15 protein-coding genes are annotated in these 22,215 nt (G+C 75.6%); 4 read left to right on the forward strand and 11 right to left on the reverse strand.

The genetic code is table 11. The features are described 5' to 3' along the window. Positions 1-83: 83 nt before the first annotated feature. The 4 genes from KBX06_RS01720 to KBX06_RS01735 form a co-directional block, all read right to left on the reverse strand. Positions 84-3,512 (reverse strand): ATP-dependent DNA helicase, encoded by a 3,429-nt coding sequence (locus KBX06_RS01720; RefSeq protein WP_210832379.1) that lies wholly within the window; start codon positions 3,510-3,512, stop codon positions 84-86. Beyond that, entirely contained in the window at positions 3,509-7,111 is a 3,603-nt protein-coding gene (locus KBX06_RS01725) for an ATP-dependent DNA helicase (RefSeq protein ID WP_247684980.1), read from the reverse strand. The genes KBX06_RS01720 and KBX06_RS01725 overlap by 4 nt, the downstream gene beginning before the upstream one ends. 211 nt (positions 7,112-7,322) lie before the next feature. Beyond that, complete coding sequence (locus KBX06_RS01730) at positions 7,323-7,868, reverse strand: TIGR00730 family Rossman fold protein (protein WP_210832380.1); 546 nt, start codon at positions 7,866-7,868, stop codon at positions 7,323-7,325. Between the two features lies 1 nt (position 7,869). Next, complete coding sequence (locus tag KBX06_RS01735) at positions 7,870-8,730, reverse strand: TIGR00730 family Rossman fold protein (protein ID WP_210832381.1); 861 nt, start codon at positions 8,728-8,730, stop codon at positions 7,870-7,872. A 188-nt stretch (positions 8,731-8,918) separates the two neighbouring features. On the opposite strand from KBX06_RS01735, the gene KBX06_RS01740 reads away from it, so the two are divergent. Continuing rightward, positions 8,919-9,080, forward strand: coding sequence for a hypothetical protein (locus tag KBX06_RS01740; protein WP_210832382.1), 162 nt, complete (start codon positions 8,919-8,921; stop codon positions 9,078-9,080). 148 nt (positions 9,081-9,228) lie between these two features. Here the strand turns inward: KBX06_RS01740 and dapE are convergent, their stop codons facing one another. Further along, positions 9,229-10,302: a succinyl-diaminopimelate desuccinylase gene (dapE, locus tag KBX06_RS01745; RefSeq protein ID WP_210832383.1), complete on the reverse strand. Its 1,074-nt coding sequence runs from the start codon at positions 10,300-10,302 to the stop codon at positions 9,229-9,231. 118 nt (positions 10,303-10,420) lie between these two features. Here dapE and dapD point away from each other — a divergent pair, with 118 nt between their 5' ends. Further along, positions 10,421-11,377, forward strand: a complete 957-nt coding sequence (dapD, locus tag KBX06_RS01750) for a 2,3,4,5-tetrahydropyridine-2,6-dicarboxylate N-succinyltransferase (RefSeq protein ID WP_210832384.1) — start codon at positions 10,421-10,423, stop codon at positions 11,375-11,377. Positions 11,378-11,429: 52 nt separating this feature from the next. Here the strand turns inward: dapD and KBX06_RS01755 are convergent, their stop codons facing one another. Beyond that, positions 11,430-14,801, reverse strand: coding sequence for a S8 family serine peptidase (locus KBX06_RS01755; RefSeq protein ID WP_210832385.1), 3,372 nt, complete (start codon positions 14,799-14,801; stop codon positions 11,430-11,432). Positions 14,802-14,899: 98 nt separating this feature from the next. On the opposite strand from KBX06_RS01755, the gene KBX06_RS01760 reads away from it, so the two are divergent. Both KBX06_RS01760 and KBX06_RS01765 read left to right on the forward strand, forming a co-directional pair. Next, positions 14,900-15,457 (forward strand): sugar O-acetyltransferase, encoded by a 558-nt coding sequence (locus tag KBX06_RS01760; RefSeq protein WP_307854384.1) that lies wholly within the window; start codon positions 14,900-14,902, stop codon positions 15,455-15,457. Between the two features lie 101 nt (positions 15,458-15,558). Continuing rightward, positions 15,559-18,264 (forward strand): hypothetical protein, encoded by a 2,706-nt coding sequence (locus KBX06_RS01765; RefSeq protein WP_210832386.1) that lies wholly within the window; start codon positions 15,559-15,561, stop codon positions 18,262-18,264. Between the two features lie 75 nt (positions 18,265-18,339). Here KBX06_RS01765 and KBX06_RS01770 read toward each other — a convergent pair whose 3' ends face one another. From KBX06_RS01770 to fdxA, 5 genes are all read right to left on the reverse strand, one after another. Further along, a complete protein-coding gene (locus KBX06_RS01770; protein WP_210832387.1) occupies positions 18,340-18,996 on the reverse strand; it encodes a nucleoside/nucleotide kinase family protein in 657 nt (218 codons plus the stop codon). Further along, a complete protein-coding gene (locus KBX06_RS01775; protein ID WP_210832388.1) occupies positions 18,996-19,637 on the reverse strand; it encodes an SIMPL domain-containing protein in 642 nt (213 codons plus the stop codon). The genes KBX06_RS01770 and KBX06_RS01775 overlap by 1 nt, the downstream gene beginning before the upstream one ends. 87 nt (positions 19,638-19,724) lie before the next feature. After that, positions 19,725-20,750, reverse strand: a complete 1,026-nt coding sequence (locus KBX06_RS01780; protein ID WP_210832389.1) for a prephenate dehydrogenase/arogenate dehydrogenase family protein — start codon at positions 20,748-20,750, stop codon at positions 19,725-19,727. Positions 20,751-20,767: 17 nt separating this feature from the next. Further along, the gene (dapC, locus tag KBX06_RS01785) at positions 20,768-21,877 is read right to left on the reverse strand and encodes a succinyldiaminopimelate transaminase (protein ID WP_305798272.1); all 1,110 of its coding nucleotides are present in this window, start codon (positions 21,875-21,877) and stop codon (positions 20,768-20,770) included. Further along, on the reverse strand, positions 21,874-22,200 hold the full coding sequence (gene fdxA / locus KBX06_RS01790) for a ferredoxin (protein WP_091422126.1): 327 nt from the start codon (positions 22,198-22,200) through the stop codon (positions 21,874-21,876). Before fdxA ends, dapC begins: the two co-directional genes overlap by 4 nt. Positions 22,201-22,215 lie beyond the last annotated feature (15 nt).

Here is a 22,215-nt window from a genome sequence, read left to right on the forward strand (position 1 = left end):
GACACAACAAAGAGCGCCTGGGCCACAATCCTCCAGGCGCACACAGAGTCTCTGGGAACCATAACTGCAACGCGACCAACCTATCATGGATTCGGCCCGGCGCCACCGGCTGCCGGAATTTCCGGTACGGAGGCGATCAGCGCGGTCAGCCCGTCGGCGTCGAGCAGGTCCGCGGGGCGGACCGTGACGCCGTCGCGCACGTAGTGGAACGCGGCGCCGACCCGCTCCACCGGTACGCCGGCCAGCTCCGCCCAGGCCAGCCGGTAGACCGCGAGCTGCACGGCGGCCACGTCGGCGGCGGTGCCGACGGGCTGCCGGCCGGTCTTCCAGTCGACCACGTCGAACCGCCCGCCCGGCCGGGCGAAGACGGCGTCCATCCGCCCCCGGACCACCACCTGAGCGATCACCGTGGCGAAGGGCACCTCCACCTCGACCGGCACCCGGTCGGCCCACTCGCTGGCCAGGAAGCGCTCCTGAAGCTCGGCCAGCGCCTCGTCCGGCGCCGCGTCCGCGTCGGCCGCACCGGGCAGCTCGTCCAGGTCGAGCAGCCGGTCGGCGCCGAACCGCTGCTCCAGCCAGGTGTGGAAGGCGGTGCCGCGGCGGGCGTACGGGTTGGGCTCGGTGGGCACCGGGCGGCGCAGCGCGCGGGCCAGCGCCGCCGGATCCCGGCGCAGCGCCACCAACTGGGTCACCGACAACTGGCCGGGCAGCGCCACCTCGACCGCGCCGGACCGCCGGGTCAGCTCGGCCCGCTCGGCGAGCAGCAGGTCGGCCTCCCGCCGCCACCGCGCCACGTCCACGTCGTCGACCGGCCCGGCCGGGCCCTCGCCGCCGGAGGCACCGTCACCGACAGCCCTGGCCGGGCCCGCACCGGAGGCACCGTCGCCGTCGGCCAGGAGACGGCGGACGAGGGCGGCCGCCTCGGCCAGCGCCGGCCGGCGGGCGCCCAGCGGGTCGGCCGGCCACTCGGCGCGCAGCACCACCTCGGTCGTCGGGTTGACCGCGTCGCCCGGCGGTGCCGGCGCCCACTCGTCGACCAGGTGCCCCGCGCCGGCGTCCAGGCAGGCGTCGTACACCTCCCGCAGCAGCACCGACGGCCCGCGCGGCCGTTTGGTGCTCTCCCCCCACCAGTAGCCGGAGCAGAGCAGCAGCCGCCGGGGCCGGGTCACCGCCACGTACGCCAGCCGGCGCTCCTCCCGCTCGTCGTGCGCCCGCCAGGCGTCGGTGAAGTCCTCCAGCGCCCGGGCCACCCCCCGCTGGTCCTCGGCCTCGGCCAGGCCCAGCTCGGGCAGCCCGTCGGCGTCCCCGCGCAGCGGGAACGGCAGCACGCCCAGCCCGCCGAGCCAGTGGTCGGAGTTGCGCACCGGTCCCGGCCAGACGCCCCGGCTCAGCCCCGCCACCGCCACCACGTCCCACTCCAGACCCTTCGCGGCGTGCGCGGTGAGGATCTGCACCGCGCCCTCGACCACCTCCACCTCGCCCGGGGTGAGGCCGCGCTCCTCGTCCTCGGCGGCGGTCAGGTAGGCCAGGAAGCCCGACAGGGTGGCCCCCGGCGTCTCCCCGCTGAACCGGGCGGCGACGTCACCGAGCGCGTCGAGGTGACCCCGGGCGAGGCCGGCGTCACCGGCCCCGTCCCGGCCCGCCCGCACCGCCACCTCCACGTCCAGGCCGATCGTCCGCTCGATGTCCGCGATCAGCTCCGGCAGGGACTGGTCCAGCCGGTAGCGCAGCAGGCCCAGCTCCCGCGCGTACGCCCGCAGCCGCGCGTAGCCCTCCGCCGAGTACGCCTGGGCCGGCCCCAGGTCGGCCAGCGCCTCGACCAGGGTCGCCTCGTCGAGCAGATCCGGGCTGATCTCCGGGGTGCCGTCGTCGGCGAGCCTGCGCCGGGCCGCCGCGATGGCCTTCGCCCGGCGGTGCAGGGCCACCAGGTCACGGGGGCCGATCCGCCAGCGCGCGCCCGTCAGCAGCCGCAGCAGCGCGGCCCCGTCCGTCGGGTCGGCCAGCACCCGCAGCGTGCACACCACGTCACGAACCTCGGGAGTGTCCAGCAGGCCACCCAGGCCGACCACCTCGACGGGCAGGCCCCGCTCCCGTAGCGCCGACTCGATCGCCGGGATCTGGCTGCGCAGCCGCACGAGCACGGCGGTCGTGGGCCGCAGCGGCACCGGGATGTGCTCGGGCAGCACGCCGGGCATGCCCGCCGCGCCGCGCCAGGCGTGCAGCACGCTGTCGGCGATCCAGTCGGCCTCGTCGGCGTACGTCCGCAGCAGGGCGCAGTGGACGGTGCCGCCGGCGGCGCCGCGGGCGCTGCGGTGCGGGACCGGCTCCCGGACGCTCATCGCCGCGTGCAGTTCCGGCACCCGGGCGCCAGCGGCCCGCAGCGGGGTGGCCAGGGCGTTGGCGACGCCGAGGATCTCCGGCCGGTTGCGCCAGCTCGTGGTGAGGCTGAGCACCTCGGCCGGCGCCCCGTCGGCGCGGGCGAACTCCGCGGGGAAGCGGTCCAGGGTGCCGGCGCTCGCCCCGCGCCAGCCGTAGATCGACTGGCACGGGTCACCCACCGCCGTCACCGGATGACCGCCACCGAAGAGCGCGTTCAGCAGCACCACCTGGGCGTGGCTGGTGTCCTGGTACTCGTCCAGCAGCACCACCCGGAAGCGGTCCCGCTCGATCTGGCCGACCCCCGGGTGGTCCCGGGCCACCCGGGCCGCCCGGGCGAGCTGGTCGGCGAAGTCCATCGCCTCGAAGTCCTCCTTGCGCCGGGCGTACGCGCGCACCAGCGGGAGCAGCTTCAGCCGGGTCTGCTGGAGCCGCAGCGCCTTGCGGACGTCGGCGTAGACCCGGCCGGGACACGCCTGCACCTCGGCGAAGAAGCGGCCCGTCCACGCCGCCAGCACGTCCGGGTCGACCAGGTGCTCGTCGAGCTCACCGGCGAGCGCCAGCACCGCGTCGGTGACCGTGCTCGGCATCCGGTCCACCTCGGACATGTCGCCGTCGTAGTTGCGCACCAGCAGGTCGACGAGCTGCCAGCGGGACGCCTCGGTGAGCAGCCGGGTGGACGGCTCGTAGCCGGCCCGCAGCCCGTGCTCGGTGACGATCCGGCCCGCGTACGAGTGGTAGGTGGAGACGGTCGGTTCCCCGGCCAGCGGGTCGTCGAGCGGGTCGCGCCCCCGCCGCCCGAGCCGCCGCACCAACTGGTCGAGCCGGGTACGCACCCGGTGCGCCAGTTCCCCGGCGGCCTTGCGGGTGAAGGTGAGCCCCAGCACCTGCTCCGGCCGCACGTACGAGTTGGCGACCAGCCAGACCACCCGGGCGGCCATCGTCTCGGTCTTGCCCGAGCCGGCGCCCGCGACCACCAGCAGCGGCTCGACGGGGGCCGCGATGATCGCCGCCTGCTCCCGGGTCGGCGCGGGCAGCCGCAGCAGCTTCGCCAGCTCCACCGGGGTGTACCGGGGACCGGCGTCGGCGACCCGGGGCGCCGGGGTCGCGCTGCTGAACAGGGCGGGCTGCGTCAAGGCGTCTCCGGACGACGGGTGGTCGGCGGCTCGACCACCTGGCGGCCCTGTCCGGACACCGGGCAGCTCGTCCGCACCGGGCAGACCCGGCACTTCGAGTTGGCGACGGCGGCGAAGGTGGCGGCAGCCATCGTATCGGCGGTACGCCGCACCAGCGCGGTCGCCCAACCGGCCTCGGGGCCCTCCCCGGCCGGCGGCTGGCTCTGCTCCTTCGCGTCCTTCGCGCCGGTGCCGAGCTGCACCAGGGCCGCCCCGCCGGACTCCTCGCCGAAGCCGGCGAAGGCGCCCGCCTCCACCGCCGCCTGGTAGGCGCCGAGCTGCGGGTGCTCGGCGAGGTCGTGGGCCGTGACGGCGGTGGACTTGCCGGTCTTCAGGTCGATCACCACCAGCCGGCCGTCCTCGTCGACCTCCAGCCGGTCCACCCGGCCGACCAGCTCGACCGGCCGCTGCGGGTCGTCGAGGCGTACCGCGAACTCGTGCTCGATGGCGAGCAGCCGGCGCGGGTTCGCAGCCAGCCAGCGCAGCAGTTTGTCGACCATCGCCTCGGCGCGGCTGCGCTCCGGCCCGACCATCCAGCGGGCGGCCAGCTCGATCGCGTCGAACCGGGCGGCGACGTAGTCCAGCAGCGCGCCCCGGTCGGCGCTGGCGTCCTCGGCGAGCATCGCGGCGGCGTGCACCAGGTTGCCGACGCCCTGGGCGGCGCTGGCCGGCGGGCTGCCGCCGTGCCGCTCCAGCAGCCAGCGCAGGCTGCACCGCAGCGCGCTCTCCATCGCCGACGGGGTGACCCGGACCGACGCCCCCTCGTCGACCAGCGGGCGGTCGTCGGAGAGCTGCCGCAGCCCCCACCAGTCGTCCGGGTGCGCGCCGGCCACCCCGGTGGCGGCGAGCCGGGCCAGCTCGGCAGCCGCCGCCTGCCGCCGGGCGTAGGGCGCAGCGGGGTCGCTGACGGCCGTACGCAGCTCCGCCACCAGCGCCGGCAGGGTCAGCGCCCGGGGCGGCCGGCTCACCGGCAGCGCGCCCGGTCGGTCCGGTTCCTCCCCGCCCTCAGTCGACGCAGGGCCGCCGTCCGGGGGTGCCGGGCCGTCGCCCGGGGCGGTCGGATCGGGTGGGCCTTCCGGGGCGGTCGGATCCGGTGGGTCGTCCGGGGCGGTCGGATCGGTCGGGCCCAGCTCGTAGAGGAAGCGGCTCGGCTGCTCCTCGTGGTCGTCGCCGCCCACCGCGGCGGAGGCGACCGCGCTGACCAGCAGCCGCCGCCGGGCCCGGGTGACCGCCACGTGGAACAGTCGGCGCTCCTCGTCGAGCAGCGCCGAGGTCTGCCCGACCAGGGCGGCCACCGCGCCGGCCCCGGCCGTCCGGCCGGCGAGCACGTCGACCAGCCGCTCCGAGCCGAGCAGGCTGCCGCGCAGCCGCAGGTCGGGCCAGACGCCCTCCTGCACCCCGGCGACCGCCACGAGATCCCACTCCAGTCCCTTGGCGGCGTGGGCGGTGAGCAGCCGCACCGCCTCCCCCCGGTCGGCGGTCGGGGCGAGGGTGTCGGCCGGCAGGTCCTGGGCGAGGACGTGGTCGAGAAAGACCTCCGTACGCGCGCCGGGCAGCCGGTCGGTGAACCGGGCCGCCGCGTCGAAGAGCACCATCACGGCGTCGAGGTCACGGTCGGCCGCCTCGGCGCGGCGGCGCCGCGCGACGTCACCCTCGCCGGCCACCGTCTGGCCGCGGCCGGTCGCCGCGGACCACAGCTCGGCGAGCCCGCTGGCCTGCCAGACCGCCCAGAGCACGTCCTCCGCCGTGGCCCCGGGCCGCGCGGCGGCCTCCCGGGCGACGGCCAGCAGGCCGGCCACCGTCTGCGCGGGCTCCGCCCAGTGCCGCTCGATCCCGGCCAGCTCGGCCGGGTCGCGCAGCGCCTCCACGATCAGCTCGCCGGAGGGCCGCCGGTCGCCGCCGGCCAGGGCCAGGGCCCGCAGCCCCTGCCGCAGCCGCCGCTCGGCCAGCGGATCGGCGCCGCCGAGCGGCGAGTGCAGCAGGGCGACGGCTGCCTCCTCGTCGAGCCGCTCGGGCTCCAGGGCGCAGCGCAGCAGGAGCAGCAGCGGCGCGACCGCCGGTTGCAGGTGCAGCGGCAGGTCCTCGCCGTGCACGACGGTGGGCACCCCGGCGGCGTGCAGGGCGCGTTGCAGCGAGGGCAGTTGCCGCCCGGTGGAGCGCACCAGCACGGCCATCTCCGACCAGGGCACGCCGCCGAGCAGGTGCGCCTCGCGCAGCGCGTGCGCCAGCCAGGCCGCCTCGCTGGTGGCCGAGCGGAACGTGCGTATCTCGACCGCGCCGGGCGGCGCGTCGGGCAGCGGGTGCAGCCGGCGGTGCGCCGCCGGGCCGCGCAGCCGCCGCGCCAGCCGGCCCGACGCGGCGAGCAGCCGGGGACCGGCCCGGTAGGAGGTGGTGAGCACCACCTGCGCCGCGGGTGCCCCGGAGGCGGTGCGGAAGCGGTGCGGGAAGGTGGCCACTCCCGCCGGGTCCGCGCCCCGGAACGCGTACGTGGAGGAATCCGGGTCGGCGAACGCGACCAGTGGCTTGCCGCCCCCCGCCACCGTCGCGAGCAGGTCCTGCTGGGCCGGGTCGGTGTCGGCCAGTTCGTCGACGTAGACGTACGCCAGCCGCCGGCGCTCGGCCGCGAGCAGCTCGGGGTCGTCGAGCAGCATCCCGGTGGCGGCACGGACCAGCTCGGCCGGGTCGTACGCGACGGAACCGCGGTTGCTGACGTCACGCAGGGCGAGCACGGCCACGTATTCCCGCAGGAAGCGCGCGGCGGCGGGCCAGTCGGCGCGACCGAGCTTCTCGCCCAGCCGGGCCAGTTCGAGGGGGCCCACGCCCCGCTCGGCGGCGCGCATCAGCAGGTCGCGCAGCTGCGCCGCGAAGGCCCGGGTGCGCAGCGCGGGACGCAGGTCCTCCGGCCAGCCGACCGGGTCGTCGTCGGGTTCCTCGCCGACCACGTCGAGCAGTTCGCGGATGATCAGATCCTGCTCCGGGCCGGTGAGCAGCCGGGGAGACGGCTCTCCGCGCTCGGCCGCAGCCCGGCGCAGCAGCCCGAAGGCGTACGCCGGAAGGGTGCGCACCAGCGGCTCGCGCAGCACGCGGTGCCCGCCCTCGGCGACCCGGGCCTCGATCCGCTGGCGCAGCGCGGTGGCGCCCCGGCGGCTGAAGGTGAGCACCAGGATCCGTTCCGGGTCGACGCCCTCGGTCACCCGGGCGGCGACCGCCTCGACCAGCGTGGCGGTCTTGCCCGTGCCCGGGCCGCCGAGCACCAGCATCGGCCCGTCGGTGTGTGCCACGATCTCGGCCTGGCGCGGATCGGTCAGCCGCGCCGCCCCACGCCCCACACCCCGGCCGGCCGACCCCCCGGAGCGCTCACTCCCAACCGCCGCCTCCTCGGAGCGCCGCTCACCCCCGGCCGCCTCCTCGGAGCGCCGCTCACCCCCGGCCGCCTCCTCGGAGCGCCGCTCACCCCCGGCCGGCCCCTCGGACCGACCGTCCCCCCGGGCCGGCCCGCCGGGCCGCTGGTCCCCCCGGACCGCCTCGGCAGGCCGGCGCACCAGCCGGTACGCCTGCATCCGCACATCCCACCACGCCGGTACGACACCCCCACCCCGCCACCCCGCCCGGCCCTTCCCCGGAGGAGGAACCGGCGTCGATCATGAGGTCGGCCGCGGGGACCGCCCCTTTCGTTCCCGCCAACCTCATGCTCGACGCGCAGAGGCGCGGCGCGGCGGGCACCGGAGGGGCCGGGGCGGGTGGCCGGGACACGGCCGGGGCGGGGTCAGCTCAGGTCAGGTGGAGTTCCAGGGCGTCCAGGGCGGCGGGGACCGTGTCGGTCACGATGAGCAGGCCCAGGCCGGCGGGCTTGAGGAAGGTCTGGTCGGCCAGCGCGCCCAGCCAGTCGAGGACCGGACGGTAGAAGCCGTCGGTGTCGACCAGCGCCATCGGCTTGGCGTGCAGGGCAAGGGTGGCGGTCGTCCAGACCTCGAACAGCTCGTCGAGGGTGCCGAGCCCGCCCGGCAGGGTGAGGAACGCGTCCGACTTGTCGATCATCACGGTCTTGCGGCTGGCCATCGAGTCGGTGACGAGCAACTCGTCCGAGGCCAGGTCGGCGACCTCCAGGTCGACCAGCGTCTGTGGGATCACCCCGACCGTCCGGCCGCCGGCGGCCCGCGCCCCGTCCGCCAGCGCGCCCATCATGCCGACGCACCCGCCGCCGCTGACCAGGGTGTGCCCGCGCCGGGCGATCTCCGCGCCCGTCTCGGCCGCGAGGTCCAGCCAGCGCTGGTCGAGCGTACGGGAGGAGGCGCAGAACACGCAGATCGCCGCCATGTCAGCGCTCCCGGTTCTCGTTGCCCGCCTCGGCGGCGGCCTGCTGGTCGGCGGCGGTGACGGCGACGGCCTCCTCGCGGACCGCCTCCTGCTCGACGTTGAGGGCGGCCTCGGCCTCCACGATGTGCCGGACGGCCGCGTCGACGTCGTCGGTCACGCGGATCAGGTCCAGGTCGACCGGACCGATCTTGCCGTCGGCTGCCATCGTGCCGCGCAGCCAGTCGAGCAGGCCGCTCCAGTAGTCCGCGCCCATCAGCACCACGGGAAAGCGGGTGACCTTGCCCGTCTGCACCAGGGTCAGCGCCTCGAAGAGTTCGTCCATGGTGCCGAACCCGCCGGGCAGCACGACGAACGCCTGGGCGTACTTCACGAACATGGTCTTGCGGGCGAAGAAGTAGCGGAAGTCGATGGCCAGGTCGACCCAGTCGTTGAGGCCCTGCTCGAAGGGAAGCTCGATGCCGAGACCGACCGACAGTCCGCCGGCCTCGCTGGCGCCCCGGTTGGCCGCCTCCATCACGCCCGGGCCGCCGCCGGTGATCACCGCGTAGCCCGCCCGGGCCAGGGCGGCGCCCAGCGCCTCGGCCAGCTGGCACTCCGGGCTCTCGGGCCGGCTGCGGGCGGAGCCGAACACGCTGACCGCCGGGGGCAGGTCGGCGAGGGTGTCGAACCCCTCGACGAACTCGGAGAGTATGCGCAGCGCCCGCCAGGCGTCCTTCGTCTTCCAGTCGCCGCGCCCCCGCGAGTCGAGCAGGCGCTGATCGGCGGTGCTGCTCGTGATCGCCTGACGCCGCAGCGTCACGGCCCCGCGGTGCCGTTCCTGTCCCGACTGGCGGCCGGCCTCCCGCCCGTTGCTCTGACCCATGGGAGCCACCGTAGTGGAGCGGCACCCGCCAGGTGCGGGCACCGCGAGCCGGGCGCCCGGGTGGAGACGGATCCGACGACGCCTTGAAAAGAAATTCCGGATCTTGGGCAACTAATTCGGTCGCACCGACGTCTTACTATTCACATACCGGGTATGCCCCGGCACGCGCCTTCGGGGGAGGAGTCAGCGTGATCAGCAACAGCGAGATGATCCGGATCCGGCGGCAGATGCAGCGCCGCATCCGCGACGTGGTGGCCGAGCGCCGCCGCGCCCGCCTGATGGAACCGTCCACCGATCAGGGCGGCCAGACCGACGCCCGGCCCACCACCGACGCGTCCACCACCGTCTGACCCGCACCGGCAGCACCGTGCACGGAAGGTCCGCGTCGCCCGACGCGGACCTTCCCTGCACCTAGGGGAACGCCGGTGGCGCCCTGGGCGCCCCGCCGTCGTGCGTGGGGCCTCGCGTGCACGCGGGGGAACGCCCCGCCCCGGGTCGTCAGTCGGAGGCGAGCCAGCGGTGCAGCGTGGCGGCGCCGTCCCGGATCTTGCTGATCTCGACGTGCTCGTCCGGGTGGTGGGCAAGGTTCGGATCGCCGGGGCCGAAGTTCAGCGCCGGAACGCCCATCGCGGCGAACCGTGCCACGTCCGTCCAGCCGAGCTTGCCGATCGGCGCGGCGCCCACCGCCGCCAGGAACTCCTGGGCGGGTGCCGCCGCCAGCCCGGGCGGGGCACCGGCGGCCGAGTCCGTGACCCGCACCTCGAAGCCGGCGAAGACCTCGCGCAGGTGCGCCTCGGCCTCGGCCGGGGTCCGGTCCGGCGCGAACCGGTAGTTGACCTCGACCTCGCACCGGTCGGGCACCACATTGCCCGCCACGCCGCCGTGGATGCGGACGGCGTTCATCCCCTCCCGGTAGTCGCAGCCGTCGATGGTGACCCGTCGGGCCTCGTAGGCGGCCAGCCGGTCGAGCACCTCGCCGGCCGCGTGGATCGCGTTCACGCCGTGCCAGGATCGGGCCGAGTGGGCGCGTACGCCGGTGGTGGTGACCACCGAGCGCATGGTGCCCTGGCACCCGGCCTCGACGATGCCGTACGTCGGCTCCAGCAGCACCGCGAAGTCCGCCTCCAGCCACTCCGGGTGCGCCTCGGCGACCAGGAAGAGGCCGTTGTACTTCGACTCGATCTCCTCCGCCTCGTAGAAGAAGTACGTCACGTCGTAGCGCGGGTCGGGCAGGTGCACGGCCAGGTGCAGCGCGTACGCCACCCCGGACTTCATGTCGGAGGTGCCGCAGCCGTACATCAGGTCGTCGCGCATGGTCGACGGGAAGTTGTTGTTCAGCGGCACCGTGTCCAGATGACCGGCGAGCACCACCCGCTGGTCGCGGCCCAGGTCGGTCCGGGCCATCACCGTGTTGCCGTGCCGGTACGTGGTCAGGTGCGGTACGCCCCGCAGCACCTCCTCCACGCAGTCGGCGATCACCTTCTCGTTGAGGGACACGGACTCCATGTCGACCAGCGCGCGGGTCAGCGCCACCGGATCGGCCAGGACCTCGGGGGTCAGCGGGTTCTCCATGGTTCGCACGGTACCGTCAGATCCGGCGAGCGCGAGGAGTGAGCTTTCCCGGGTGGCCCGCGTGGGACGCGGGGCGCGCAGGGCTCGCCGGCCCGCAGCACGAACGAGAGGTGAATCAGTGACGTCCGAATCCGCCTGGGGCATCGGCCTGGCCACCGTTACCGCGGACGACCAGGTGCTCGACACCTGGTACCCGACCGGCAAGCTGGGCCTCGGCGAGCTGCCGCTGGTCGCCGGCGAGGACGAGGCGGACGTGCTGGACCTGCCGCCGGGGGCGGTCGGCGACCGGGCGCTGCCCGGGCTGCGTACCGTCCAGGTGGTCACCGTGATCGGCTCGCTGGACGAGCCGATCAAAGACGCCGCCGACGCGTACCTGCGGCTGCACCTGCTCTCCCACCGCCTGGTGCGGCCCAACGAGCTCAACCTCGACGGCATCTTCGGCAAGTTGGCGAACGTGGCCTGGACCTCCGCCGGGCCGTGCCCCCCGGAGCGGGTCGACGAGCTGCGGGTCATCGAGCGGGCCGCCGGCCGCCACCTGGCCGTGTACGGGGTGGACAAGTTCCCCCGGATGACCGACTACGTGGTGCCGTCGGGCGTGCGGATCGCCGACGCCGACCGGGTGCGGCTCGGCGCACACCTTGCCTCTGGCACCACGGTCATGCACGAGGGCTTCTGCAACTTCAACGCCGGCACGCTCGGCACCTCGATGGTCGAGGGGCGGATCGTGCAGGGCGTGGTGGTCGGCGACGGCTCCGACATCGGCGGTGGCGCATCGATCATGGGCACCCTCTCCGGTGGCGGCACCGACAAGGTCCGCATCGGCGAGCGCAGCCTGATCGGCGCGAACGCCGGCGTGGGCATCTCGCTCGGCGACGACTGCATGGTGGAGGCCGGCTGCTACATCACGGCCGCCTCCAAGATCACTCTGCCGGACGGGCGGGTGGTCAAGGCCCGCGAGCTGTCCGGGGTGGACAATTTGCTGTTCTGGCGCAACTCGGTCACCGGTGCGCTGGAGGCGAAGCAGCGCAGCGGCCGGGGCATCGAGCTGAACGCCGCGCTGCACGCCAACGACTGACGGTCGCCCCCGTCGGGCCCGCGGTCGGCCGCGGACCCGACGGGGGTACGCCTCAGCGCAGGCGGTACGCCTGGATCACGCGCTGGGTCACCGTGTTGCCGGCGGTGTCCCGGGCGGTGGCCCGCAGCGAGACGTGTCCGATGCCGGCAGGGTGCCGCACGGTGGCCGTCCAGCCGTCCCCGCCGCCGCGGACCCGGGCCCGCTGCCAGGTCTTCCCGCCGTCGTACGAGGCGTCGACGGTCAGCGCGGCGACCCGGGCCGAGGGCGCGCCCGGCTGCCGCCGCACCTGGACCGGGATCGTGAAGCTCCGGCCCGCCGGGGCGGCGTTGTCCCCGTCGAGCCGGGGCGCGAACCGGATCGCCGACGCCGGCAGCGCGGCCGGGTCGTCCCCGGCGACGTGCCGGGACCGGAACGTCCACGTGGCCGCCACCTCGGTGGCGAGGTCGGTGAAGCTCCGCTTCGACGACACCTCCAGCCGGTAGTCGGCCGCGCCCGGCGGCACGTCGAACCCGCCGTACGCCGGCTCGGGGATCTCCCCGACCAGCACCCCGTCGCGGTAGAGGGCGGTGCGGGCGGTGTCGGCGACCGAGCCGCCGGCGTGCCCCTCGGCGTCACTGTGCAGCGGCAGGCCCACCTCGATGCGGTCGCCCCGGCGGGTGATCCCGGCAGCCGGGAACGACGGCCCGTACGGCGCGCTGTTCCAGCTCTCCCGGTGGTGCCGCCCGGGGCGCAGGCTCCGTTCCTCGGAGAACAGGATCGCCTTGAGGTCGGTCCAGCCGTCCGGGGTCGGCGCCCCGAAGAACAGTTCGGACGACCAGCGCACCCCCCGGGTGTTGTAGCGCTCGACCCGCTGTCCCGGCGTGGCGGTGGGCACGCCGACCGCCCAGCCGCCGAAATCGGGATCCCGGTGTGGGAAGACCACCCGCTCGGTGACCAGACCGGGGCTGCCGCCGTTGAACCGGTGGGTGACCGTGGCCAGGTCCTTCGCCCGGTAGTGCCGGACGAAGCCGGTCGGCATCCGGCCCGGCACGGCCTCGCTGAGCGCGTAGAGGTAGGGGCTGCTCGCGGCCTCGAGGTCGGCCCACTGGCTGCTGACCGTGGCGACGAACCGTTCCGCGGGCACCGGTTGCCCGAGCCCGGCGGTGAAGAGACCGTCGAAGTCGGAGTCCAGCAGGCCGAAGGTGTAGCCGCCCGTCTCGGCGATGAAGTTCGCCTCGGTGACGACGAGCGCCGGGGTGGCCGAGCGCTGCGGGACGCTCATCCGGACCGGCCTGCCCCGGCGGGCGTCGAGGTTGATCCGTGTGTCCCCGGCGACCAGCAGCTCCGGCTGGACGAGCTGGGTGACCGCGGTGACCTCCTCGCCGGCCACGTCGAGCACGTAGCTGACCAGCCCGTACCGGCCCTTGGGGACCCGCACCTCGGCGGTGCCGTCCGGGTCGTACAGGTCGTACGGGTTCAGCTCGCTCAGGGAGACCAGCGTGGTGCTGTGCTCGCCGGTGACCGCGCCGGCGCGGTCGAGGTGCCGGGCGGTGAAGGTGTAGCTCTCCACCTCCCGGTGCACGGCCAGCGGGGTGACCGCCACCATCTTGCCGTCGGAGCGGGCGACGATCCGGCCGGTGTAGTGGCCGTCCGGGCCGTCGACGCGGGTGTCGGCGGTGACGGTGGCGCTCGCCGTGCCGCCGCCCGGCACGGTGATCCGGCTCGCGTCGAGAGTGAACATGCCGGCCGGGGCCGGCCTGCCGGCCGGGCCGGTCACCTCGACGGCCAGGTCCAGCCCGGCGGCGGCGGTGCCGTCGTTGCGCCAGGTCACCGTGCGGGTGATCGGGGCGTCGTCGTCGTGCGGCCAGAGGGCCCGCCCGAGCGACACGCTGGGCGGGTCGCTGGTCACCGTCTGCCGGACCGCGTCGGCCAGGTCGACCCGCCCGGCCCCCTGCTCGTACGCGGTCAGCTCGGGATGCGGCTTCGCCGAGGACATCAGGAGGGCCTTGAGCCGGTCCGCCTTCCAGCCGGCGTGCTGCTGGGCGAGCAGCGCCGCCGCGCCGCTGACGTGCGGGGCGGCCATCGAGGTGCCGGAGAGCGAGACGTAACCGTTGCCGGCCGGGTCGCCGATCACCCCGTCGCGGCTGCGCGCCGCCACGATCTCCACGCCCGGGGCGGTGATGTCGGGCTTGAGCGCGTCGTCACCGGTGCGTGGGCCGCGGCTGGAGAAGTCGGCGAGGCTGTCGGCGCGGTCGACGGCGCCCACCGAGAGGGCGGCGTCGGCGGTGCTGGGGGAACTGACCGGCGCGAACCGGCCGGAGTTGCCGGCGCTGATCACGAAGAGGGCGCCGGTCTGCGCGGTGAGCGTGTTGACGGCCTCCTCCAGCGGGTCGACCTCCGGGGTGTCGTAGCCGCCGAGGCTGAGGTTGACCACGTGGGCCCGCTGCTCGGCCGCGGCCCACTGCATGCCGGCGAGGATCGCCGACTCGGGGCAGCCGTTGGTCTCACAGACCTTGCCGTCGAGCAGCGTCGCGTCCGGGGCCACGCCCTGGAGCCGGCCGCCGGAGGCGGCGCCGCTGCCGGCGACGATCGAGGCGACGTGGGTGCCGTGCCCGACCACGTCGCCCGGCGCGGACTCCTCGGTGAAGTTGCGCACCTGGGCCACCCGCCCGGCCAGGTCCGGGTGCGTGGCGTCGATCCCCGTGTCCAGCACCGCGACCCGCACGCCCCGGCCGGTGTATCCGGCCCGGTGGGCCTCCGGCGCGCCGATCTGCGGCACGCTGTGGTCGAGCGTGAGGCGTCGTCGGCCGTCGAGCCAGATCCGGTCGGCGCCCCCTGCCACGCCGACCCGTGCACCGGCGGCGGTGACCGCCGCCCAGACCTCGGTCGTGCGCCGCTTGCTGGCCGTGGCGGCGAGCCCGCCGACGGCGGGCAGCTCGCGGGTGACGGTCACCCCGCCGGGCACGGCCGAACGCCGAGCCGCGCCGGCACCGCCCGTGATCAGCAGGGGCAGGTCGTCGCGCCGGCCGTCGTCGTAGCCGGCGGAGACCAGCTCGGTGACGTCGAACAGCCGCCGGTCGACCCGCCCGTCGCGGATCGGCGCCACGGCGTCCTCGGGCACCACGGAGAGGTGGCCCCGGTCGCGTCGGGTCAGGAAGCGCACGTCCTCGCGCCCGGGGGCGGGGCGCACGCTGGCCCGGGAGCCGGTGACGGTGACCCGGTCGCCGGTGAGCAGGGTGACGGTGACCGGGCGGCTGCCGGCGCGGGCCGACGACGACGCGGTCGGGTCGGGTCGGGCGGCCGGATCGGCGGGTGCCTGGGCCACGGCCGCGCCGGGGGTCCCCAGCACCACGCCGAGCACCAGGCCGAGACCGACCAGTCTTCTTCTTCTTCGCTGCAACGGATCCTCCTCGTCGGGCGTTACTACCTGTAGGGAGAGACGCATTGACCGTCATCAGACTTGCATACCGGGTATGCAAAATGAAGACACGAAGATGACGGACCAGCCAACGCCCGGGCCGGACAATCGGGGATGATCTGCCGGTGAGCTCCATGAAGGAACGCATGCTGGCCGGCGAGCCCTACCTCGCCGACGACCCGGAGATCGCCGCCGACCTGAGCCGGGCCACACGGCTGATGGAACGCTTCAACGGCAGCCCGGCCGCCGACCCCGAGGCCCGGCTCGCCGCCCTGCGCGACCTGCTCGGCGACGTGGGCGAGGGCACGAGCGTACGGCCACCGCTCTACGTCGACTACGGCTGGCACGTCCGCATCGGACCCCGCAGCTTCGTCAACTTCAACGCCGTCCTTCTCGACGTCGCCCCGATCACCATCGGCGCCGACGTCCAGATCGGACCGAACGTGCAACTGCTCACCCCCACCCACCCCGTCGAGCCCGGGCCCCGCCGCGACAAGTGGGAGGCGGCCAGACCGATCACCATCGGCGACAACGTCTGGCTCGGCGGCGGGGCCATCGTGCTCGCCGGCGTCACCATCGGGGCGGACACCGTCGTCGGCGCGGGTGCCGTGGTGACGAAGGACCTGCCGGCGAACGTCGTCGCCGTGGGCAACCCGGCCCGGGTCGTACGCCAGCTCGACTGACCACGATCAAGCCCACCACCTGCACAAACACCCTCCGATCCTGGCGCTTAGCACCCCGCACCCGGCACTGTGGGTGGTGACGTCGCCACCAGGGGGTGAGCATGGACGGTCGGGTCCTCGAACTGCGCGTGCACGGGGTCTCCAACACGCCCCCGGGCCAGATCCTCGGCCTGCGCCCGGCCCCCGGGGAGGACACGCCCCCGCCGCCGTGGCTCGTCGCGGGCGGCCCGGTCACCGGCTTCTACCGCTCCCCCGCCGCCGAGCCGGTCGGTCCGGTCGCCGTCGAGCCGGGTGACCCGGTCGTCGGCGAGGCGGGCGAACCGGTCGCCGTCGAGCCGGGTGACCCGGTCGTCGTCGAGGCGTACAGCTGGGGGCAGTTGACCTCCGGCGCGCGGACCGCGCGCGACATCGAACGCGCGCTGTGGACGCTGCTGCTCCCGTTCACGCTGGCCAACGTCGCACTGCACGCCCGGCCGTCCATCCCGGCCGATCCCGGCGCCGAACGCTGGAACAGCGCCTCGGGGATCACGGCCTGGCTCATCCGGCTGTTCTGCCTGAGCCTCACCGGCACCTTCGCCCTGGCCCTCACCGCCGTCGGGGTCGACCTCGTCGGCTGGCAGTGCGTCGACCAGGACTGCCTGCGCCGGATCCCCGGCCCCTGGGAGTTCCTGGGGCAGGGCTGGTGGAGCGAGGGCGTCAGGCCGATGGCCGTCGGCCTGCTGTTGCCGCTCGGCGTGCTGGCCCTGCTCGGGCTGGTGAGCTGGCGCACCTACCACTACGAGGCGCAGATGCCCGCCGAACCGGTCGCCCCGCCCGGCACCGCGCAGCCGGCCGGCACGTCGACGGACGGGCCGGAGCAACCCGAGCCGGACCCGGCCGCGCCCGAACCACCCCCCGGCCCGCCCGGGAACCCGTTGCAGGACCGCACCTTCTGGAACGGCGAGGGCCAGTTGCGCAGGGGCGCCGTGCTGCACCTGTGCACCGGAGTGGTCGTCGCCGCCGCCGTGCCGCTGGGCACGGTCCTCGCGCTGGACCCGCCCCGGGGCGGCCGGGCGGCTGTCGCCTGGGCCACGGTCGCGGCGCTGGCCGCCGTCGTGCTGGTCGCGGTCGTGGCGCTGGCGAGGCCCAGCCTGACCCGGCGCGCGGGGGCCACCCCGCTCGGGGGCTGGAGCGTCACCGTCGCCGTACTCGCTGCCGCGGGGCTGGCCGGGACGGTGCTGATCCTGCTGCTGCCCGACGGTCCCGCCGGCAAGCCCCTGGCCGAGCTGCGTGCGGCCCCCGGCTGCGCCGACACTGCCGTCGCGCCGGCCTGCCCGGCCGACCGGTCGCTGCCCGGCCTCGACTGGATCGTCGCGTGGCTGGGCACGGGGCAACTGCTGCTGCTCATCGCGATCGGGGCGGTGGCCCGGTCCGGGCGGCGGGCGCTGACCGCGCCGGCGGCGGCCACCCTGCTGCTCGTGCTCGGGTTCGCCTGGTCCACCGGGTGGCTGCCCCGGCTACCGCCCCCGCCCGCCGCGCTGGAGTACTGGATGGTCGTCGTCCTGATCGTCGCCCTGGCCGCCACCGGGCTGCTGCTGCCGCACGTCCCGACGCCGACCGGGCGACAGCCCCCGGAGCCCCACACCGACCTGGCCTGGGGCGGCCGGGCGCCGGCGGTCATCGCCGGCTTCGGCTGGATGCTCTGCGTCTCCTACAGCGCCGGGTTGCTCTACTGGGTCACCAGCCGGCTGCACGGCGGCCCGGCGCCGGGCGGCCTCCCACCCTTGGCGCCCCCGGTTCCGGTGCTGTGGGCCGGGCTCGTCTACGCCGCCGCCCTGCTCGCGCTCGCCGCCACCGCCGCCCGGGCCGGTCTGCTCTACCTCCGCCTGCGCCGGCGCGAGTACGCGGAGACGGCGGCGCACATCGGCGCCCCCCTCTCCGCGCACGGGCTGCGGCGCAGCCGCGACGTCGGCGCTTGGCGCGCGCTGCACCGGCTGGTCGGCGAGCACGCCGTGCGACTGGTCGGTTGGTACGCCACCGTGTCGCTCGCGCTGGCGACCCTCGCCTGCGCCGCCCTGCTCTCGCGCCGCCCGCCGCACCCCCCGGTGGCGACCGGCGGCGCGGCGGTGGTCGCGTGGATCTCCGAGCTGGGCGGGTGGCTGCTCGGCTGGCTGCCGGTGCTGATCGCCGCGGTGGGCCTGCTGGTCTACCGCAACGAACTCGTCCGCCGCTCGGTCGGCGTGGTCTGGGACGTCGGCACCTTCTGGCCCCGGACCGCGCACCCGCTGGCCCCGCCCAGCTATGCCGAACGGGCCGTACCCGAGTTGCAGACCCGCACCGCCGGCCTGCTGGCGCTCGCCGGGCACGACCCTCGGAGTGTGGACGGGATCATCCTCTCCGGGCACAGCCAGGGCACGGTGATCTGCGCGGCGGTGATCCTCCAGCTGCCCGCCCGCACCCGCCGGCGGATCTGGTTCTTCTCGTACGGCTGCCAGCTGACCCGGCTCTACGGGCGGGTCTTCCCCGGCTACTTCGGCCCGGAGCGCCTGCCGGCGCTGACCGAGGCGCTCACCCCGCCCGGCGGCCGGATCCGCTGGACCAACTTCTGGCGCAACACCGACCCGCTCGGCTGGCCGGTCACGGCCGGGGAACGCGACCTGCCCGTACGCGACCCGGAGGCGCTGCACCCCAGCGACGGGGAGGTGGCGGACCCCCCGATCCGCAACCACAGCGGCTACCCGGAGGCGCCCGAGTTCCACCGGGAACGCTCGCGGGTGGCGTGGCTGCTACGCCGGGGCGTCCCGGCGCCCCGGCGCGGCTCGGGCTGACCCGCACGACGGCGGCCCGGCTCTCCTCCCGGCTGGCCACCCTGCTCGAAGCGGCACGCGGCGGGCTGCCGACCGTCAGGGCGTCGGCGTCGGCGGCGGCTCGGCGAGGCGGACGACCAGGTCGGCGCGGTGCGCGGTGCCGGCCACCAGGGCGGCGTTGGCCTCGTCGCTGCCGGTCGCCCACGCCCGGGCCTGCTCCGGCGACCGCCCGTACGCCTCGTGCCGGGCGGTCAGCAGGCGCAGCCGCAACTCGGCCTCCAGGTCGAGGAACCATGCCTCGTGCAGCAACTGCCGCACCTCGTCCCAGGGCGTCGCGGCCACCAGCAGGTAGTTGCCCTCGGTGACCACCAGCCGCACCGACGGCGGCACCTCGATCGAGCCGGCCACCGGCTCCTCCAGGTCCCGGCGGAACGCCGGCACGTAGACCGCCGTCGGCTCCAGCCGACGCAGGCGGCGCAGCGTCGAGACGTAGCCGTTGGCGTCGAAGGTGTCCACGGCGCCCTTGCGCTCCGCCCGGCCCAGGCGGCGTAGCTCGGCCTGGGCGAGGTGGAAGCCGTCCATCGGCACCAGCCGGGCCGCCGGGCCGACCGCCTCGACGACTAGCTCCGCCAGCGTCGACTTCCCGGCGCCGGGCGGCCCGGCGATGCCGAGCAGCTGCCGCGGGCCGGCCTCGGCGAGGGCGCGCGCCCGCGCCACCAGCTCGTCGGTCCCGCCGACCCGGGCGGCGGCCATCAGCCGAGGACCGGCTCGCTGATCGCGAACCGCGCGTGCACCGCGGCGTGCACGGTCTGCGGCTGCGGATCGAGCTCCAGCTCCGGCGGGCCGCTCTCGACACCGCCGGCCGCGTACGCCATCCGGCTCATCATCGGCTGTTCCGTCGCGCCCGCGTCGGCCAGCTCGATCAGGGCGGTGACCCGGGCGCCGAGGGCCTCCGCGTACTCGCGGGCCCGCAGCAGGGCGTCGGCGAGCGCGGCGTGCCGGGCCTCCCGGTGGGCCGGGCTGCCCGGCCGCAGCGACCACCACGGCCCGGCCACCTCGATCTGGTCCTGGTCGGCCAGGCGCAGCATCAGCTCGCCGAGCGCGGTGAAGTCGCTGACCGTCACGGTGGTGGTCACGCTGCCGCTGTACGCCACCACCCGCTCACCGGAGCGCCGGGTCTCCGGCCTCACCCGCAGCTCACCGGTCTCCCGCCGGTCGATGCCGGGGCTCTCGTCGAGCAGCACCCGGACCGCTGCGGCCCGCTCGGCCAGCCGGGTCAGGGTGGCCTCCCGGTCCCGGTCGCGCGCGCTGGCGGTCACCGAGAACCGGGCGATCTCCGGAGCCACCTCCCGGTACGCCTCGCCGCGCACCGCCACCACCGGCCCGTCCACCATGCCCCCACCCTAACGGCACTCCCGTCCGCCGTCGCCTGTCTCGCGCCACGGGCCGCCGGGGCCCGAAGGCCGACCCCGGAGCGACGCTCAGGCCGGCTCGGGATCCGCCGGGAGGTGTGCGACGTACGAGACCGTGCCGGCATCGACCCGGCACCCGCTCAGGTGTCCGCCGGCCGCCCCGAGCTCCCACAGGTACGCGACCTCCACGGCGACGTCGCCGGCGACGGGGAAGCGGCGCCCCCGGCTGACGAACCGGCGCCCGGACAGCGCGGCCCGTGCCGACGCCGCCACGCGGTACCGCGAGGTGAGCGCCGCGGCGTCGCCCGCCCGGACCGCCCCGGCCAGTCCGTCGAGGAACGCCGTGACCCGGGCCAACTCCTCGATGACGCGTTCCCGGTTGCCGAGCAGCATGTTGGCGGTGCGCTCGGCGGGGGTCGCGGCGACCCGGCTGCCGTCACGGAAGCTGCCGGCGGCCAGACCCAGCACTGCGTCGCGCAGCGGCGCCTCCTGCGCCGCCCCCGCCAGCGCGCCAGCCAGCAGGTGCGGCACGTGCGAGGAGAGCGCGACCACCGTGTCGTGCTGCTCCGGTGACATCGGCACCAACCTGGCCCGGAACGCCTCGATGATCAGCGGGGCGAGCCGACGGAACGCCGGCATCCCGGTCGGCCCCGGGCAGAGCACCCAGGCGGCCCGGTCGAGCAGCGTCGGGCTGGCCGAGGTGACACCGGCCCGCTCGGCGCCGGCCATCGGATGCCCGGGAACGAAGCGGTGCCCCACGCCCCGCGCGGCGGCGAAGGCGGCCAGTTCCGCCTTCGTGCTGCCCACGTCGGTGAGCACGCACTCCTCGTCGGTGGCGACGGCCACCCGGCACAGCATCTCGGGCAGGCTGGGCAGTGGACCGCAGAGGAAGACGACGTCGCGGCCCGCGACCGCCTCCTCGGCGGTGTCCGGGCAGGCGAGGCCGCGCTCCCGGACGTACCGCCGGGTGGTCGGGTCCGGATCCCATCCGGCGACGTCGAGCCCGGCGTCGCGCAGCCGGAGCAGGACCGAACCGCCGATCAGGCCGGCGCCGACCACCGCGGCCCGTGCCGTGCCGCCGATCCCGCGCACCATCGGTCCACCCCGGCCGCTCAGGGTTGGGCGAGCCGGTCGGCGACCGCCGCCACATGCTCGTCGGACTCGGTCAGCGCCACCCGGACGTGCTGCCGTCCCGCCGGGCCGTAGAAGACGCCCGCGGCCACGAGGATGCCCCGCCGGGCCAGCCAGTCGACCGTCTCCCAGCAGTCCTCGCCCCGGGTCAGCCAGAGGTAGAGACCGGCCTCGGAGTGCTCGACGGTGAAGCCCGCGCCGGTGAACGCGGCGTGCAGGGCGTCGCGCCGGACCCGGTAGCGCTCCCGCTGCTCGTCGGCGTGCCGCTCGTCGCGCAGCGCGGCCACCATCGCCGCCTGCACCGGCGCCGGCACGATCATCCCGGCGTGCTTGCGGACCTTGAGCAGCTCCGCCACCAGTGCCGGGTCGCCCGCCACGAAGCCCGCCCGGTAGCCGGCCAGGTTGGACCGCTTGGAGAGCGAGTGCACGGCCAGCACCCCGTCGTACGAGCCGCCGCAGACCTCGGGCGAGAGCACCGAGACGGGCTCGGCGGACCAGCCCAGCGGCAGGTAGCACTCGTCGCTGGCGACCACCGCGCCGCGCTCCCGGGCCCAGTCGACCACCTTGCGCAGGTGGGCCGCCGGCAGCACCCGACCCGTCGGGTTGCCCGGCGAGTTGACCCAGACCAGGCGCACGCGGGGGGTGGGGCCGACGGCGGTCAGCGAGTCGGCGCGTACGACGGTGGCGCCGGCGAGCCGGACCCCGTCCTCGTAGGTCGGGTAGGCGACCGAGGGCACCACGACGACGTCGCCGGGACCGATCCCGAGCAGCGTGGGCAGCCAGGCGACGAGTTCCTTCGAGCCGATCGTGGGCAGCACGCCGAGGCCGTCGACGCCGGCGCCGCAGGCCCGCGCGACCCAGGCCGCGATCGTCTCGCGCAGCACCGGCGTCCCGGCGGTCAGCGGATAGCCCGGGGCGTCGGACGCGTCGGCCAGCGCCCGCCGGATCACCTCGGGCACCGGGTCGACCGGCGTACCCATGGAGAGGTTGATCAGGCCCTCAGGATGCGCCGCGGCCAGCGTGGCCGCGGCGTCCAGGGTGTCCCAGGTGAACTCCGGCAGCCGCGACGAGACCGGCGCGGGCCGGTTCAGTGGCCCTCGCCGCGCGGCGGCTGCGCGGCGACGAAGGTCGCATCCTTCTCCACCTTGCCGATCTTCGAGGCGCCGCCGGGCGAGCCCAGCTCCTCGAAGAACTCGTAGTTGGCGCCGGTGTAGTCCTTCCACTGCTCGGGGACGTCGTCCTCGTAGAAGATCGCCTCGACCGGGCAGACCGGCTCACAGGCACCACAGTCGACGCACTCGTCGGGGTGGATGTAGAGCATCCGGTTGCCCTCGTAAATGCAGTCGACCGGGCATTCCTCGATGCAGGCCTTGTCGAGCACATCCACGCACGGCTCGGCGATGATGTAGGTCACCGGTCTTCTCCTCCG

Origin of the sequence: Micromonospora sp. C31, from assembly GCF_018070575.1 — a bacterium.
In the GTDB taxonomy this organism is placed as follows: domain Bacteria; phylum Actinomycetota; class Actinomycetes; order Mycobacteriales; family Micromonosporaceae; genus Micromonospora.

Bases quoted from the DNA above. Each gene is read 5' to 3' on its own strand.
- KBX06_RS01735 (WP_210832381.1), bottom strand. From the start codon at position 8,730: ATGGGTCAGAGCAACGGGCGGGAGGCCGGCCGCCAGTCGGGACAGGAA.
- KBX06_RS01775 (WP_210832388.1), bottom strand. From the start codon at position 19,637: ATGGTGGACGGGCCGGTGGTGGCGGTGCGCGGCGAGGCGTACCGGGAG.
- KBX06_RS01755 (WP_210832385.1), bottom strand. From the start codon at position 14,801: ATGCGTCTCTCCCTACAGGTAGTAACGCCCGACGAGGAGGATCCGTTG.
- KBX06_RS01770 (WP_210832387.1), bottom strand. From the start codon at position 18,996: ATGGCCGCCGCCCGGGTCGGCGGGACCGACGAGCTGGTGGCGCGGGCG.
- KBX06_RS01765 (WP_210832386.1), top strand. From the start codon at position 15,559: ATGGACGGTCGGGTCCTCGAACTGCGCGTGCACGGGGTCTCCAACACG.
- KBX06_RS01725 (WP_247684980.1), bottom strand. From the start codon at position 7,111: ATGCAGGCGTACCGGCTGGTGCGCCGGCCTGCCGAGGCGGTCCGGGGG.
- dapE (WP_210832383.1), bottom strand. From the start codon at position 10,302: ATGGAGAACCCGCTGACCCCCGAGGTCCTGGCCGATCCGGTGGCGCTG.
- KBX06_RS01780 (WP_210832389.1), bottom strand. From the start codon at position 20,750: ATGGTGCGCGGGATCGGCGGCACGGCACGGGCCGCGGTGGTCGGCGCC.
- KBX06_RS01730 (WP_210832380.1), bottom strand. From the start codon at position 7,868: ATGGCGGCGATCTGCGTGTTCTGCGCCTCCTCCCGTACGCTCGACCAG.